General features: G+C 56.4%; 12 protein-coding genes. 5 read left to right on the forward strand and 7 right to left on the reverse strand.

What is annotated here, in order from left to right:
* Positions 1–71: 71 nt before the first annotated feature.
* Positions 72–1,964: a DNA/RNA non-specific endonuclease gene (locus tag AC27VJ_RS06245; RefSeq protein ID WP_488683260.1), complete on the forward strand. Its 1,893-nt coding sequence runs from the start codon at positions 72–74 to the stop codon at positions 1,962–1,964.
* A gap of 71 nt (positions 1,965–2,035) precedes the next feature.
* Here the strand turns inward: AC27VJ_RS06245 and AC27VJ_RS06250 are convergent, their stop codons facing one another.
* The 6 genes from AC27VJ_RS06250 to AC27VJ_RS06275 all read right to left on the reverse strand — a co-directional run bounded on the left by AC27VJ_RS06250 (position 2,036) and on the right by AC27VJ_RS06275 (position 9,281).
* Positions 2,036–4,027, reverse strand: coding sequence for an alpha-glucosidase (locus AC27VJ_RS06250; protein ID WP_488683261.1), 1,992 nt, complete (start codon positions 4,025–4,027; stop codon positions 2,036–2,038).
* Positions 4,028–4,079: 52 nt separating this feature from the next.
* The gene (locus AC27VJ_RS06255; RefSeq protein ID WP_113085769.1) at positions 4,080–4,934 is read right to left on the reverse strand and encodes a carbohydrate ABC transporter permease; all 855 of its coding nucleotides are present in this window, start codon (positions 4,932–4,934) and stop codon (positions 4,080–4,082) included.
* Positions 4,935–4,939: 5 nt separating this feature from the next.
* On the reverse strand, positions 4,940–5,875 hold the full coding sequence (locus AC27VJ_RS06260; protein ID WP_353577648.1) for a carbohydrate ABC transporter permease: 936 nt from the start codon (positions 5,873–5,875) through the stop codon (positions 4,940–4,942).
* Positions 5,876–5,992: 117 nt separating this feature from the next.
* Complete coding sequence (locus tag AC27VJ_RS06265; protein WP_488683262.1) at positions 5,993–7,228, reverse strand: ABC transporter substrate-binding protein; 1,236 nt, start codon at positions 7,226–7,228, stop codon at positions 5,993–5,995.
* A gap of 64 nt (positions 7,229–7,292) precedes the next feature.
* Positions 7,293–8,366, reverse strand: a complete 1,074-nt coding sequence (locus AC27VJ_RS06270) for an ABC transporter ATP-binding protein (protein WP_488683263.1) — start codon at positions 8,364–8,366, stop codon at positions 7,293–7,295.
* Positions 8,367–8,576: 210 nt separating this feature from the next.
* Positions 8,577–9,281 (reverse strand): GntR family transcriptional regulator, encoded by a 705-nt coding sequence (locus AC27VJ_RS06275; protein WP_488683264.1) that lies wholly within the window; start codon positions 9,279–9,281, stop codon positions 8,577–8,579.
* 101 nt (positions 9,282–9,382) lie between these two features.
* Between AC27VJ_RS06275 and AC27VJ_RS06280 the strand changes: the two genes are divergently transcribed.
* From AC27VJ_RS06280 to AC27VJ_RS06290, 3 genes are read left to right on the forward strand one after another with little or no spacing between them, the layout of a single operon-like run.
* Positions 9,383–10,540: an LLM class flavin-dependent oxidoreductase gene (locus AC27VJ_RS06280; protein ID WP_488683265.1), complete on the forward strand. Its 1,158-nt coding sequence runs from the start codon at positions 9,383–9,385 to the stop codon at positions 10,538–10,540.
* Entirely contained in the window at positions 10,540–11,430 is an 891-nt protein-coding gene (locus AC27VJ_RS06285) for an aldo/keto reductase (protein WP_488683266.1), read from the forward strand. Before AC27VJ_RS06280 ends, AC27VJ_RS06285 begins: the two co-directional genes overlap by 1 nt.
* Entirely contained in the window at positions 11,430–11,957 is a 528-nt protein-coding gene (locus AC27VJ_RS06290; RefSeq protein WP_488683267.1) for a flavin reductase family protein, read from the forward strand. Before AC27VJ_RS06285 ends, AC27VJ_RS06290 begins: the two co-directional genes overlap by 1 nt.
* 12 nt (positions 11,958–11,969) lie before the next feature.
* Here AC27VJ_RS06290 and AC27VJ_RS06295 read toward each other — a convergent pair whose 3' ends face one another.
* On the reverse strand, positions 11,970–12,986 hold the full coding sequence (locus tag AC27VJ_RS06295) for a YeiH family protein (RefSeq protein WP_488683268.1): 1,017 nt from the start codon (positions 12,984–12,986) through the stop codon (positions 11,970–11,972).
* Positions 12,987–13,091: 105 nt separating this feature from the next.
* Here AC27VJ_RS06295 and AC27VJ_RS06300 point away from each other — a divergent pair, with 105 nt between their 5' ends.
* On the forward strand, positions 13,092–13,976 hold the full coding sequence (locus tag AC27VJ_RS06300; RefSeq protein WP_488683270.1) for a LysR substrate-binding domain-containing protein: 885 nt from the start codon (positions 13,092–13,094) through the stop codon (positions 13,974–13,976).
* Positions 13,977–13,988 lie beyond the last annotated feature (12 nt).

Raw genomic sequence — 13,988 nt, forward strand, 5'->3', positions numbered from 1 at the left:
CTTCAATCATCAGTATATATATATTAGGATCGGTCTCGAAGCCGGAATTCGGCTTTGTTTGGAGGGGTGACATGGTTCGAAAGACAACCGGGCGTGCCAAATCTGCCAATGTCAGTGAAGACGATTTGCGCCGCTTTATTCGGGCCAAGGGTGCTGATTATCTAAACGATCCAAACATAACCTCAGTCGGTATTGGTCTGAAAAACGGCAATGGGCCTATCTGCCTGCAATTTACCGTCAGACAAAAAGGGGAGTCGGCGCTCGAGTCCCTGTCAACGACCCGCGTGCCTGAAACAATCGATGTCGATGGCACAGCTGTACCGACGGATGTCATCGAGCGATCCTATGCTCCGTCTTACAAGCTCGTCGAACCGGAGCAGATTGATCTGCGCAAACAGCGTATCAACCCGATAAGACCGGGCGTCAGTGTTTCTCACATCGCGGAAACGGCTGGCACGATTGGACTCATCGTGTTTGACCGGTCTACTGGCACGCCTTGCATTCTATCGAACTGGCATGTGCTTCACGGAAACATGGGTCGTATCGGTGACACGATTGTCCAACCCGGCTCCTATGACGACAACAACACATCGCAAAACGGTGTGGGACAGTTGTTGCGAAGCCATCTGGGTGCCGCCGGAGATTGCGCGCTCGCTCGCATCCGCCTTCGAGACTATGATCGATCCGTCTATGCACTGGATGTTGTTCCGACGCGCATGGCGCGGGTTTCGTTGGGTGACAAGGTCATCAAGTCTGGACGCACCACAGCAAACACCCAAGGAATTGTTCGCCGCGTCGATGTCATGGCCAAAATCAATTATGGCTCGCCAGCGGGAGAACAGGCAATAGGCTGCTTCGAGATCGGCCCCGACCCGGATGCGTTGCCAGATGACGGCGAAATCAGCAAGGGTGGAGATTCAGGCGCCGCATGGCTTATTTTCGACAAGGGCAAAGCAACCGATATCTTCGCTGGACTTCATTTCGCTGGCGAGAGTGATGGCGTTGCGGATGAACATGCGCTGGCGTGCTATCCTGCATCGGTTCAGAAGAAACTGGACTTCATTCTGGAGCCGGAAACCGACGGCGCCGATGCCAGCGAGGGCATGGAAACGGCTGTGCCACGCTCTGGCTATGACGCTGATTTTCTTGGCCTTGCCTTCCCAGAACCGGGATTGTCCACTTCGCTAAAACGCGATGCCGTCAATTTCGGTCGCGGTCAGAGCATACCCTATACGCATTTCTCTGTGTGCCTCAGTTCCAAGCGCCGCATGGCACGCTATGTCGCCTGGAACATCGATGGCGCCAAAATGGTAAAGTTGCCGAGAAAAGGTTTCTCGCTGGATCCTCGCATCGATGCAAAGCACCAGCTTGGCGATGAGTTCTACGTAGACAACCGTATAGACCGTGGCCATATCGCCCGGCGCGCGGATTTATGCTGGGGCTCTGTTGCCGAGGCCAGACAGGCAAACAGCGACTCCTTTTACTTCACGAACATTGCGCCTCAGCATGAGCGTTACAACCAGTCCTCCCGCAAGGGCCTGTGGGGCGGTCTCGAAAACCTCATCTTTGAGCAAGCGGAACTTCAGGACATCCGGCTTTCGGTGCAGGGCGGGCCGATTTTTGGCGATGATGACATTCCCTACCGCGGCGCGCAGATTCCGCGGGCCTTCTGGAAAGCCATCGGTTATGTCGGCACAGACGGAAAACTGCGCTGCGCGAGCTTCGTTCTCTCGCAGGAGAACCTTCTCAACGACCTCGAAACGCTCGATCTCGATCCGTTCCGGCTCTATCAGGTTACACTGGAAGACCTCGCGGTGAGGACAGGCCTTGATTTCAGTGCTATCGAGCAAAGCGATCTTGTGCGGCATCCCGAACTGGTATCCAGGGTCAACATGCGCGAGGCGCTGGAGCGTTCGGCAAGCGCCGTCGTCGAAATTCGCGCCTTCAGCGACGTGGTGATTTAAGGCCTGAAGCTGACGTTATTGGCACGATCTGGGCGATGCAGCTATAGCAGCGTCGCCCAGTGCGCTTGCCCTTAGATATCCCGCAGACTCGCGAACAGAGCCTCTTGCGCGCAACCGGCTCTGTAAAAAACGGGCGGCTGACCGAGCGGTGCCGCGATCTGGATTTCTGCACCGCCCGCAAATTCCTCGCCCGTCCAGACGTGTACCCAGCGCTCGCCCTGAGGAAGATAGACGGCGCGCTCTTCTTTCGCAGCTTGCCACACCGGCGCGACAAGCATGTCGGCACCGTAAAGGTAGCTATCTTGAATGGTGTAGGTTTGCCGGTCCTGCTGGTGATGCAGGAAAAGCGGGCGTTGCACAGGTAGACCCCGCTCCACAGCCTCTACCGATAAAGACTTGAGATAGGGCGCAAGATGTCGATAAATCCGCGTCATCCGGGAAAAATGCGACAGGACTTCCGGGTCTTGGTCGATCTGAACATTTTCGCGCGGACGGTTTCCTTCATGAGTGCGCATGACGGGGGTGAAAGCCGCCATTTCGGCCCAGCGCATCAAAAGCTCCGGCGTGCGGACATTGCCGAACAGGCTGGTGTAACCTCCGATATCGGAGTGGTGGTAGGCGTTGCCCAGCAGGCCAGATGACAATGCGCCGCAGATGACGGTGATGAGACCATCGTGGCGCGAGAAATCAACCGACTGGTCACCACCCCACAGAAGCGGGCAATGCTTCTGAACGCCCGTAAAGCCTGCGCGCATGAAGAACAGTGCGTCGCCGGTTTTATCGCGGGACGCGACCGCTTTGGCGTTGACCTCGGCCCATAATGTCGGCCAGGCATTGTGCATCAGCTTGGCATCGATCCCATTCGACAGATGCACATCGATCGGCAGATATTCGCCGAAATCCGCCATCCAGCCGGAAAGACCAAAGTCCAGCATGTTCTTGCCGATGATCTCTTCTGCGAACCAGTCCGCCGCCGCTTCATTGGTGAAATCGACCACACCGCAATCGAATTCGCCGAAATCCACGACGGCGGTTTTGCCCGCTTCATCCGTTGCGAAATAGTCTGCCTTTTCAGCAACTTGGAACAGCGGTCCATCGACGCAAAGATACGGGTTCACATAGCCCATAAAGCGGATGCCGCTCTCGTGTAACTCGCTGATCTTCAGACGGAGACCCGGATAGCGCGTCTCGTTGGCTTGCCAATCCCAGAACAACCGTGAGCCAAACGATGTCTGTCTCAGACCGACCCAATCCTCGCACCAAAGGGCGGAGACTTGTACCCCGGCATCACGGATCACGTCGAGACGAGCAAATGAATTTTCACCATCCTTTAAGCCGATGATCGCGCCGTTATAAACCCAATCAGGCAGCGGCGGCTGTCTTCCGAAGCGCAGGGAAAGCGTTTCTACCAGTTCCACGAATGTTGGAGCAGCAAAGAACTCGAGGCGGTCAGGAATTGCCCATATCTCGATCTCATGAAAAGCTTTCTGCCGGAAGTCAAAGACCGAGTAGGCAGTTGTGTCCACATGCAGGGCATAGAGCGCCGATGATACATAAGTCGGCTGCGGATAATTGGTGTTGAAGTAATCGCCCCCTGCCCTGTCTTTGACATTGGCCTTGAAGGTGATCTCACTCGTTGGATCGCGACCGACACCGGGCTCGGATGTCCAGAGCGGGAAACGGCGTCCGCGCATGTCGAAATATGACATCTGCTCGCCACCACCCCAGACATGTTCGTCTTCATCGGCCTTGATACGAACCCAGAGGCGGTTGAGTTTTGGATCGGTTGCTTCAAACTCGATGGCGTTTTCAACGACGTTGAGGATGAGACGAGCGGGAAGCCCTGCGGCGTCGGATAGCAAGACGTGGTTGCCTTCGATCCGGGCATGGGCGAGACCACGGCGCTCGATGACATAATCTTCGATGTCGAAATTACCGCGATACATGTCCATGCGCTCTTCACCGTAACCGACAAAGATTGCAGGTGATGTATCGCTGTGATCAAGGATCGTCCGGCCATTCAGGGACAGCGTAAAGCCGGTCGGTGTCTGCTCGAGTTTCATTCCACAGTCTTTCAAAGTCTTTGATATCAGTTGGTTCTCAGCGCAAACGCACTCATCCCTTGATGCCGCCCGCCGTCAGGCCGGAGACGACACGCTCCTGGAAGATGACGATGAGAATGGCGACCGGCACGATGCCGACGACGAGGGCGGCGGAAATGACCGGCCAGGGGAATGCGAACTCGCCCTGATACAGCTGAATGCCTACGGGTAGAGTGCGCAAGCTGGGATTGGAGTTAAAGGACAAAGCCAGCAGGAATTCATCCCATGCATTGACGAAGGCAAGAATACCAGCGGTAAATACGCCGGGTGCGCAGAGAGGCACCACGACTTTGAACAGAGCTCCCAGCCGCGTGCAGCCATCGATCATGGCGGCGTTTTCCAAATCGCGCGGAATGCCCTCGAAAAACGAGACGAGCATCAGCGTGCAGACCGGCAGGCTCAGCACCGTGTAGGGCAGCACGAGAGCAGTCCAGCTGTTGAGAAGATTGAGCGCCCGCATGATTTCAAACAGTGGCACGAGCAGCGTGACCAGTGGAAAAGTGGAAACTGCGATTATCAGCGACAGGATCAAACCGCGATAGGCGAGGTTGAGCCGCGCCAGCGCATAGGCTGCGAGAACTGAAACAAGCAAGGTCAGCGCTGTCGATAGCAGCGCGACCATGAAGCTGTTGAACAGAAAGATATGCAAAGGCTGGTCGGAAAAGGCCTGCATATAGTTCTGCAGCGTCGGCGCGTGCGGTATCCAGGTAATCGGTTTGGCCGTCAGCTCCGCTTCTGATTTCAGCGAGGTAAAGAGGATCCACAACGCCGGAAACATGCCGTTGATGAGCAGAATGCCCGCGGCGATGAAACGCAGTGGCTTGCCGGACAGGAAGGACATCGAACCGGAGGCTGTCGTTGTGCTCATGGCTGCTACTCCTTCGTCCGTATCATGCGCAGATACACGGCGGTCACACACATCGACAGTATGAACATGACGACGGCAAGCGCGGAGCCGTAGCCGAGATCGAGGAACGAGACGGTGTTCTGGTGGATATACATGGCAAGCGTTGCAGTAGACGTACCCGGCCCGCCGCCCGTCATCATGTAGGGAATGTCGAATGTCTGAAGCGCCGTGATGGTACGGAAAATCAGGGCCACGACGATGGAGGGCTTGAGCAGCGGCAGGGTGATCTCGAAGAACTGCCGCAGTCTGCCTGCACCATCAACATCGGCAGCTTCGTAAAGCGAGCGCGGAATGGTCTGCAGGCCTGCCAGAATGATCAGCGCCATGAAGGATGATGTCTTCCAGATGATTGTCAGGCAGATGGCCGCAAAGGCCCAGTTTGGCGAATTGAACCAGATAATCCCTTCAAAGCCGAGCCGGTTGAGAACATCGTTGACGACGCCATATTCGGAATGGAAGAACCACGCGAAGATCAGTCCGGCAAAGGATAGCGGCAGCGCCCACGGAATGAGCAGCGACAGGCGAACTGGCCACTGCATGCCGAATGGAAGATTTGCCATCAGCGCCAGACCTAGGCCGACCAGCAACGCGCCCGGCACAGTGATGAGGGTGATCAGCACGGTGTTCCAGGTCGTTTCCCAAAACACAGGATCTTCGATCATCAGCTGGTAGTTTTCAAACCCCACAAATGCCGCTGGTAGCCCAGACGTCAGGGAAAGGCTGAAAAAGCTCGTATAGATCAGTCGGCATACCGGATAGACGATGATCAACGCCAGAAGCAGTGCCGCAGGCGCCAGAAGCAGGACCGCCAGCGAACGGTCGCTCAGGTCGAGCCACCGCGTCCAGCTTGGCGAGGGTGCCGACTGTTTGTCGTCCGCTTTGAATGGGGTTGTCATTGCCATGGTTTCGTTCCGAGACATTGTAAGGGCTGGAGGCGATGCAATGCGTCGCCTCCAGCGGTCGGAGCATTTGGAGGGCAGGCCCCTCCCCTAAATCAGGAAGAAGGCGATCCAGCCGTATTATCGCAAGATGCGCTTCAAGCGGGCTTCGATCTGATCAGCACCCTGCTCCGGCGTGGAAACACCTGCGAGGACCGAGTTGACGGTGGTGCGGATGACTTCGCTGACCTCGTTATAGCGCGGGGTCACCGGACGCGGCTTGGCGGTTTCGACCACCTCGAGGGCATCTGCAAACCATGGCGCGCTCTTGAGGACATCCGCATCCTTGTAGAGACCGGCATAGGTTGGAAGCAGAGAGCCGTTGATGGCCATGAACTTGGACACGTCCTGTGAGGACAGATATTCTACCAGTTTCTTGGCTTCATCCTGATGCTTAGAGTAGGCCGAAACGCCCCATTCCCAGCCACCAAGGCACGTCGCCTGCTCTCCACCGGTTACCGCAGGAAGACGCGCAACGCCGACCTTGTCGGCAACGGCGGATTCTTTGCCCTGCGCCTGCGCCCAAGCATAGGACCAATTGACAGCGAAGATGGCGTTACCAGCCTGGAATTCCTTGCGGGTATCGTCCGTGCCGACTTCAGCGATGTTTTTCTTGGAAACGCCATCGTCAACGAAGCTTTTCCAGAGGCTCAGCGACTTGATCGCCGCGTCGCGGTCGAAAGTCAGCTTACCGTTTTCGGTCAGATTTTTGCCCTGGCTCCAATAAGGCAGCAGGAATGTGCAGACCGCACCTTCGATGGCTTTGCCCTGGAAGGACAGTCCCTGGAGATTGGCATTGCCCTCACCTTCAGAAATCTTCTTGGCTGCGGCCTTCAGCTCGTCCCACGTCTTGGGCGGCTGGATGCCGTATTTTTCCAGAAGGTCTTTTCGGTAATAAAGGAACTGCGAGTCCGCAAAAGCCGGAAGCGCGATGACTTTTCCATCGACGGTATTGGCACCTGCATAGGCAGGCAGATACACCGACATATCCTTATTGGCGAAATCGCTCGTCCAGCCAGCGGCTGCAAATTGCGCCGGGCGGATGACATCGAGGATCAGCACGTCGAGCGATGTGTCCTTTGCCGACATCACCGTGTTGAGATATTGCGCCTGCGCTTCCGACGTGTTTCCACCGGTTTCGATCTTGACCTTCACGTCAGGATTGGCAGCCTCGTATTTATCGAGCGCCTGACGCCAGACCTGCGGCTGATGCTGGCTGGAGATATAAACGCTCAGTGTCGTCTCGGCTGCCGCTGGCATCGCGAAAGCCAGCATCGTGCCGCAGAAGAGTGCACCGGTGAGTTTGGTCAAAGTCATTATGTCATTTCCTCCCGTTTGGTCTGTCTCGCGCGGCGCTATCCTCCCCGCACGGAATTTTCGTTTAAATTGCGCGTTCAGTCTCTGCATCGAAGAGGTGGATTTTTGCGGGATCCACCCCAATTCTCAATGTTTCACCAGCTTTGATTTGCGTTTCCGGTGGCATACGCGCCGTCAAGGTTTCATCACCAATGGCGAAATGGACCAAAGTGTCGGAGCCAAGGGGTTCGACAACCTGCACCTGACAGGTCAACGAGACCTCAGAGGCGCCCGCGCTGAAATGTTCTGGGCGAATGCCGACGATGAATTTACGACCATCGACAGAGCCCGCATGACTGGCTGCGCGCAGCATCGAAATCGGCAGGCTATCGCCGTTTGAAAACACCAGATTGCCGCCATCGACACGCGCTTTTGCGAAATTCATAGCTGGTGAGCCAACGAAGCCGCCGACAAAAACGCTGGCTGGTTTGTTATAAACCTCATCCGGCGTTCCGACCTGCTCGATCTCACCACCGCGCAGAATGACGATACGATCCGCAAGCGTCATGGCCTCGACCTGATCGTGCGTGACGTAAATGATCGTTGTTCCGATAGTCTGATGCAGCTTTTTGATCTCTGTGCGGACCTGCCCGCGCAGTTTGGCATCAAGGTTGGACAGCGGCTCGTCGAACAGGAACACCTGTGGGCGACGCACGATGGCGCGACCCATGGCCACGCGCTGGCGCTGACCACCCGAAAGCTGTCCTGGCCGTCGGTCCAGAAGATGGGCGATGCCGAGCATATTGGCGGCTTCATCGACCCGCGCCGCCGCCTCGCCAGCGGCGATACCGCGCACCTTCAGGCTGAAACCCATATTTTCACGCACGGTCTTGTGCGGATAAAGCGCGTAGTCCTGAAAGACCATGGCGATATCACGTTCACGCGGGGCCAGACGATTGACGACGCGGTCGCCAATTTTCACCTCACCACCCGTGATTGTTTCCAGACCTGCGACCATGCGCAGGGTCGTGGATTTTCCACAGCCGGAAGGACCAACGAAAACAACGAACTCCCCGTCGTTGATCTCCAGATCGATACCTTTGACGATGCGCAGAGCGCCATAACTCTTTTCGAGCTTGGTAAGCTTAACTGATGCCATTCTCAATCACCCAACCCTCGGCGATGTTGCTTCGGGCTCCTCTAAAATTGAGCATACGCAAGGATTTAAGGAAATCAATGGTGTATCAATTTAATTTATTCTGTTTAAAATTGAAATCTACATTTTGATTTCACACGAGAATTTTGATTTCGTTTAAAACGCGAGATGAGGCAAATTCATGCCGGTCTAGTCGAAGATTCGCGCAAGCGCCTACCTCAGTCTATTGACGTAACGGGCAACATTCGGGTCGTACCATGTGTGCGAAACCTCGGCCATGGCACCTTCATGGGAATGGCTGATGCGCAATATATGGGGAAGGGGCTGCCCGATTTTCGGGCCGAATGCCTCCGGTGCCCACTCCGGTACATGACCGAGGCCTATGTGGTCTTCCGCTTTGGCGATCCATAGCCCCAAGCGCGTGCGGTAGTAGAGATAGAGCGATTCTGACAAATCTTCGGCGGCGACCTTTTCGATGTAGGATCCGTCCAGCCAAATTTCTTCGATCGCCGCAGCCTGCCCCGCAATGCGTCTGATCCGACGAATGCGGTGCCCTTCTTTAGACGCACCGAAGGCAGGTAACTCCGCAGGCTTGACCTCGCGGCTGACGCTCAGAATTTCTGCCGTTGGAAAACCGCCACCCGCCACCAATTCCAAGCGAAACATGGCATACACGCTTTTGGGGTCGGTAACGGCGCGGATGTAGTTACCTGATCCCTGAATGCGTTCCAGCAATCCGCGACTATGGAGTTCAGCCAGCGTCTTTCGCAGCGTTCCAACCGCAATCCCCAGCGTCGTCGCCATCTCGCGCTCCGGTGGAAGCTTCTCCCCATCGATCAGGCGGCCAGCCGTTATATCTCGCACCAGCGTCTCGGCGATCTGGAGATACACTGGCAAACTTCCTTTGGAACTCCGCATTTTCAATGCCTTCCGATGCGCGGGAGAAATAATTGATACATTATTGATTTACTAAATACCTGATGTTAGTTAATTGGGCAACGTCCTGTGAGGAGGATTTCATGACGATTGTGCCTGTAACGTCTGCTGATCTCGATGCTGCGGAAGTGTCCTGGTTTTCAGCGCTCTGCTCCGATGACTACGCCTATCTCGGCATTCCCGACGGGTCCTTGCGCTCAAGCTGGGATCATTGCTCCGCCATCGTCAAGAAAGCCGAAGAGCTTGGATTTCGCAATATTCTGTGTCCATCCTCCTATCAGGTCGGACAGGATACAATGAGCTTCGTTGCCGGTTGCGCGCCGATTACCGACAAGATCAACATGCTGGCTGCGATCCGCTGTGGCGAAATGCAGCCCATCATGCTGGCCCGTACGATCGCCACGCTCGACCACATGCTCAAGGGTCGCTTGACGCTGAATGTCATCAGTTCCGATTTTCCCGGTGAAGTCGCCGACAGCGCTTTCCGTTACCGCCGCAGTCACGAAGTCGTGGAAATCCTGCGTCAGGCGTGGACCCGCGATACGATCGACCATGATGGGGAAATCTATCAGTTCAAGGGCGTTTCGACCGAACCCGCACGGCCCTATCAGCAAAATGGCGGCCCTCTGCTCTATTTCGGCGGTTATTCGCCCGATGCTCTGGAACTATGTGGCGCGCAGTGCGATGTTTACCTGATGTGGCCGGAAACGAAGGATCAACTCGCCGAGCGTATGCGTGCCGTTCACGCCCGCGCAGAGGCTCACGGCAGAACGCTGGATTATGGCCTTCGTGTTCACATGATCGTCCGCGACACTGAACAGGAAGCCAAGGAATATGCCGAGCATCTCGTTTCAAAGCTCGACGATGAATATGGCCAGCTCATCCGCAACCGTGCCCATGACAGCATTTCGCTTGGCGTTGCGCATCAGGCAAAAGCACGCGAACTGGCGGACAAGTTCGGCTATATCGAGCCAAACCTGTGGACCGGTATTGGACGTGCCCGCTCGGGCTGCGGTGCCGCCTTGGTCGGGTCTACCGATCAGGTCATGAGCGCCATTGAAGACTACCAGAAGATGGGCATTCGCGCCTTCATCTTCTCAGGCTACCCGCATCTGGACGAGGCTGAACATTTTGGTCGCAAAGTCTTGCCGCAGTTGAAAACCTGTTCCCTGCCCCATATTCACGGGCGCGTGCCGGCAACAACACCAGCAACACCCCTTGGAATTGGAGAACGCCACTAATGGACCGCATCGAACTTACCTCCGACCTGTCTGTCAGCCGCATCGTCTACGGCATGTGGCGCATTGGCGATGACACGGACACCTCGGCGAAGCACGTTCAGGCCAAGATCGAAGCGTGCCTTGCGCAGGGCATCACGACCCTCGATCAGGCCGATATCTATGGCGGCTACACCGCAGAAGCAATTCTTGGCGAAGCGTTCAAGGCGTCACCATCGCTGCGCGACAAGGTCGAAATCGTCACGAAATGCGGCATAGTCGCACCAGCCGGTCGGCATTCCGCCGCCCGCGTCAAACATTACGATACGTCGGCAGACCACATCAACGCTTCCGTCGAGGCGTCGCTGCGGGATATGGCGACCGATCACATCGACCTGCTTTTGATCCATCGCCCTGACCCAATGATGGACCCGGATGAAACCGGCGCGGCTCTCGATGAACTGGTCGCCTCCGGTAAAGTGCGCAGTGTCGGCGTTTCGAATTTCCGTCCCTGGGACTTTTCCCTGTTGCAGACGCACATGGAAAACGAACTGGTGACGAACCAGATCGAACTCAGCCTGGCTGAAACGTCACCTTTCACCAATGGCGATCTCGCTTATCTTCAAGAGCGAAACCTCGCCGTGATGGCTTGGTCCCCGCTCGGTGGCGGCGCGCTGATGACCGCAGGCGGCGCGTTGGCCGATGCCATGGGCAAAATCGCTCAGGATCAGGGTGTCGACAGCGCCGCGGTGGCCATCGCCTGGCTGCTTCGGCATCCGGCAAAGATTCTGCCCGTGCTCGGGACCAACAATCTCCAGCGCATCGTCACGATTTCACAGGCCAGCAAAGTCGTCATGGATCGACAGACATGGTTTGAACTCTACACGCTTGCAAAAGGTCACGAGGTGCCCTGATGACGTCCCTTGCCAGCATGCACAATCACAATGAACACAGGTTCGTTCCGGATGCTGCCAATACACGCAGCTTTCGCACTGCGCTTGGAAATTTCCCGACAGGCATCACAGTCGTAACGGCCCAGACGCCGGTCGGGCCAATCGGCATGACGGTCAACAGCTTCTCTTCGGTGTCGCTGGATCCGCCCTTGATCCTGTGGTCTCCGGCGAAGACTTCGTCCCGGCATGATCTCTTTGCTGGTGCCACGCATTTCGCAATCCACGTTCTTGCCGCAGATCAGGGCGATCTCAGCAGCCGCTTTACACGCGGTGGACTTGGTTTCGAAGAGTTTGAGTGGGATGCGAACCCCGAAGGTGTTCCCGTTATTCCAGGGACACTCAGCCGTTTCGAATGCGAACGCGCATCGATCTATGATGGCGGTGATCATTCTATCCTGCTCGGTCGCGTGTTGCGCGCGGCCCACCGTGATGGAGAGCCATTGTGCTTCGCGCGCGGTGCGCTGGGTCGGTTCGCCGCTGTATCCTGATCTCTCCAGCAACTATGCGTGGAGAGCGGAAATCACGACGAAATAGCTGACGACCACGAGCAGAAGCAGCGAGATGGACGATGCAAGGATGACACGTCCACCCGCACTTGCCACCGTGCGGATATCGACCGACAGCCCCAATCCAGCCATCGCGACGACAGTCAACCCACCGGAGACGGTCAGCAATATATTCACGATGTTGAGCGGGATAAGCCCCAAAGACCGCGCGACAACCACAAGCATGAAGCCGATGATGAACCATGGGACGAGGTTTCGGTAGGACGTAGGACGGCCAGCGCGGCGGGCTGCCTTGCCTTGAAGAATACCCAGCGTAAAAATCACCGGTCCTAGCATGAGAACGCGCAGAAGTTTGATGACCGTTCCCGTCTGGACCGCAACCAGACCAGCCGGGGTGGCGGCGGCCAGAACCTGCGGAACGGCATAGACTGTAAGACCGGTCAGGGCGCCATACTGCGCGGCACCAAGGCCCCCATAAGTGTAAAGAAGCGGTAGAAGAAGGACGGAGGCGACACCGAGAACGGCTGTGAAAGCGAGAGCCGAGGCGACTTCATCGGAATTGGCCTCAATGACGGGCGCAACCGCGACGATGGCCGAGTTTCCGCAGATGGAATTTCCGCAGGCAATCAGCATGGCAAGCCGTGGCGACAGGCGCAGCAAGCGAGCGACGGCAAAACTCACATAGATCGACATGCTGACGATAGCCGCGACCGAGATGATCAACGTTAGCCCCGCGCTTTTGATTGTGGCAAAACTGATCGAAGCACCGAGAAGGACGATGGCAATTTCGAGCAGGGTTTTGGAACTGAAACTGATGCCGGGCCGCCAGGACTGTCTGTCAGAAAACATGGTGCGGATGACGATGCCGATGATGATCGCAAAGACCAACGGCTCCAGTAATCCTGCGCCGAACAGAGCATGCTCGACATGAGCCACAAGATAGGCTGCACCGGCGACCGTGACACAAAGGGCAAGGCCGGGAATGATTTGAAGTGCGCGGGGGGAATTCATGATGGACTGTCTCTGTGATGCTTTGTGACAGTTTTTTCACCTAATTTAATTTACTTCCATCGAATATAATTCTACGTTTCATTCGGAAAAACAGAACGATTTCCTATGACTTTCGAACAACTCTCAATTTTTGTCGCCGTCGCAGAGCGTGAGCACCTGACAAAGGCTGCCGCCGCAATCCATTTGACGCCATCGGCAGTCAGCGCATCGATACGCAATCTCGAGCAGCATTACGGTGTCGAGCTTTTTCACCGGATCGGCAGGCGCATTGAACTCACCGCAACGGGACGCATCTTCCTGGATGAGGCGCGAAAGCTTCTCGCACGGTCTCGCTCGGTCGAACTTATTCTCAGCGAGCTCGGCGGCATGCAGCGTGGTTCGCTCAGTGTTTTTGCCAGCCAGACAATTGCCAGCTACTGGTTGCCGCCGCGCCTGATGGAGTTTCACAACAGGTTTCCGGGCATCGAGCTAAGCTTGACGATTGGAAATACACGCACCGTCGCGGATGCGGTCATCAGCGGTGAAGCGGATATCGGCTTTGTGGAGGGCGAACTTGATGAGCCAGCACTTGCCGCGTCCATCGTCGCACACGATGAACTGGTCGTTGTCGTCGGCCCTTCTCACCCTTGGGCGGGCAAGAAGACCTTGGGCATCGATGACATAAGAGATGGCCAGTGGGTGATGCGCGAAGTCGGCTCCGGTACCCGCTCTGCCTTTGAAGAAACCCTGACCGAGATGGGCATCAAGGCAGGCACGCTCAATACGATACTCGTTTTGCCATCCAATGAATCGATCTTGTCTGCTCTGCTGGCTGGCGGCGGTGCCGCAGCCGTTTCGCGACTTGCCGCTCAGCAATATATCGAAAGCGGCAGACTGTGCGAAGTCGACTTCCCCGCATCTGCGCGTGAGTTTCGCCTGCTGAGACATAAGGAGCGCCATGCGAGCAAGGCAGCGCTGACGTTGCTCGACATCTGTCATCAAACGGGATGATGACGGGTCTTA

It is taken from the genome of Agrobacterium sp. 20P9.1.2, assembly GCF_057799395.1.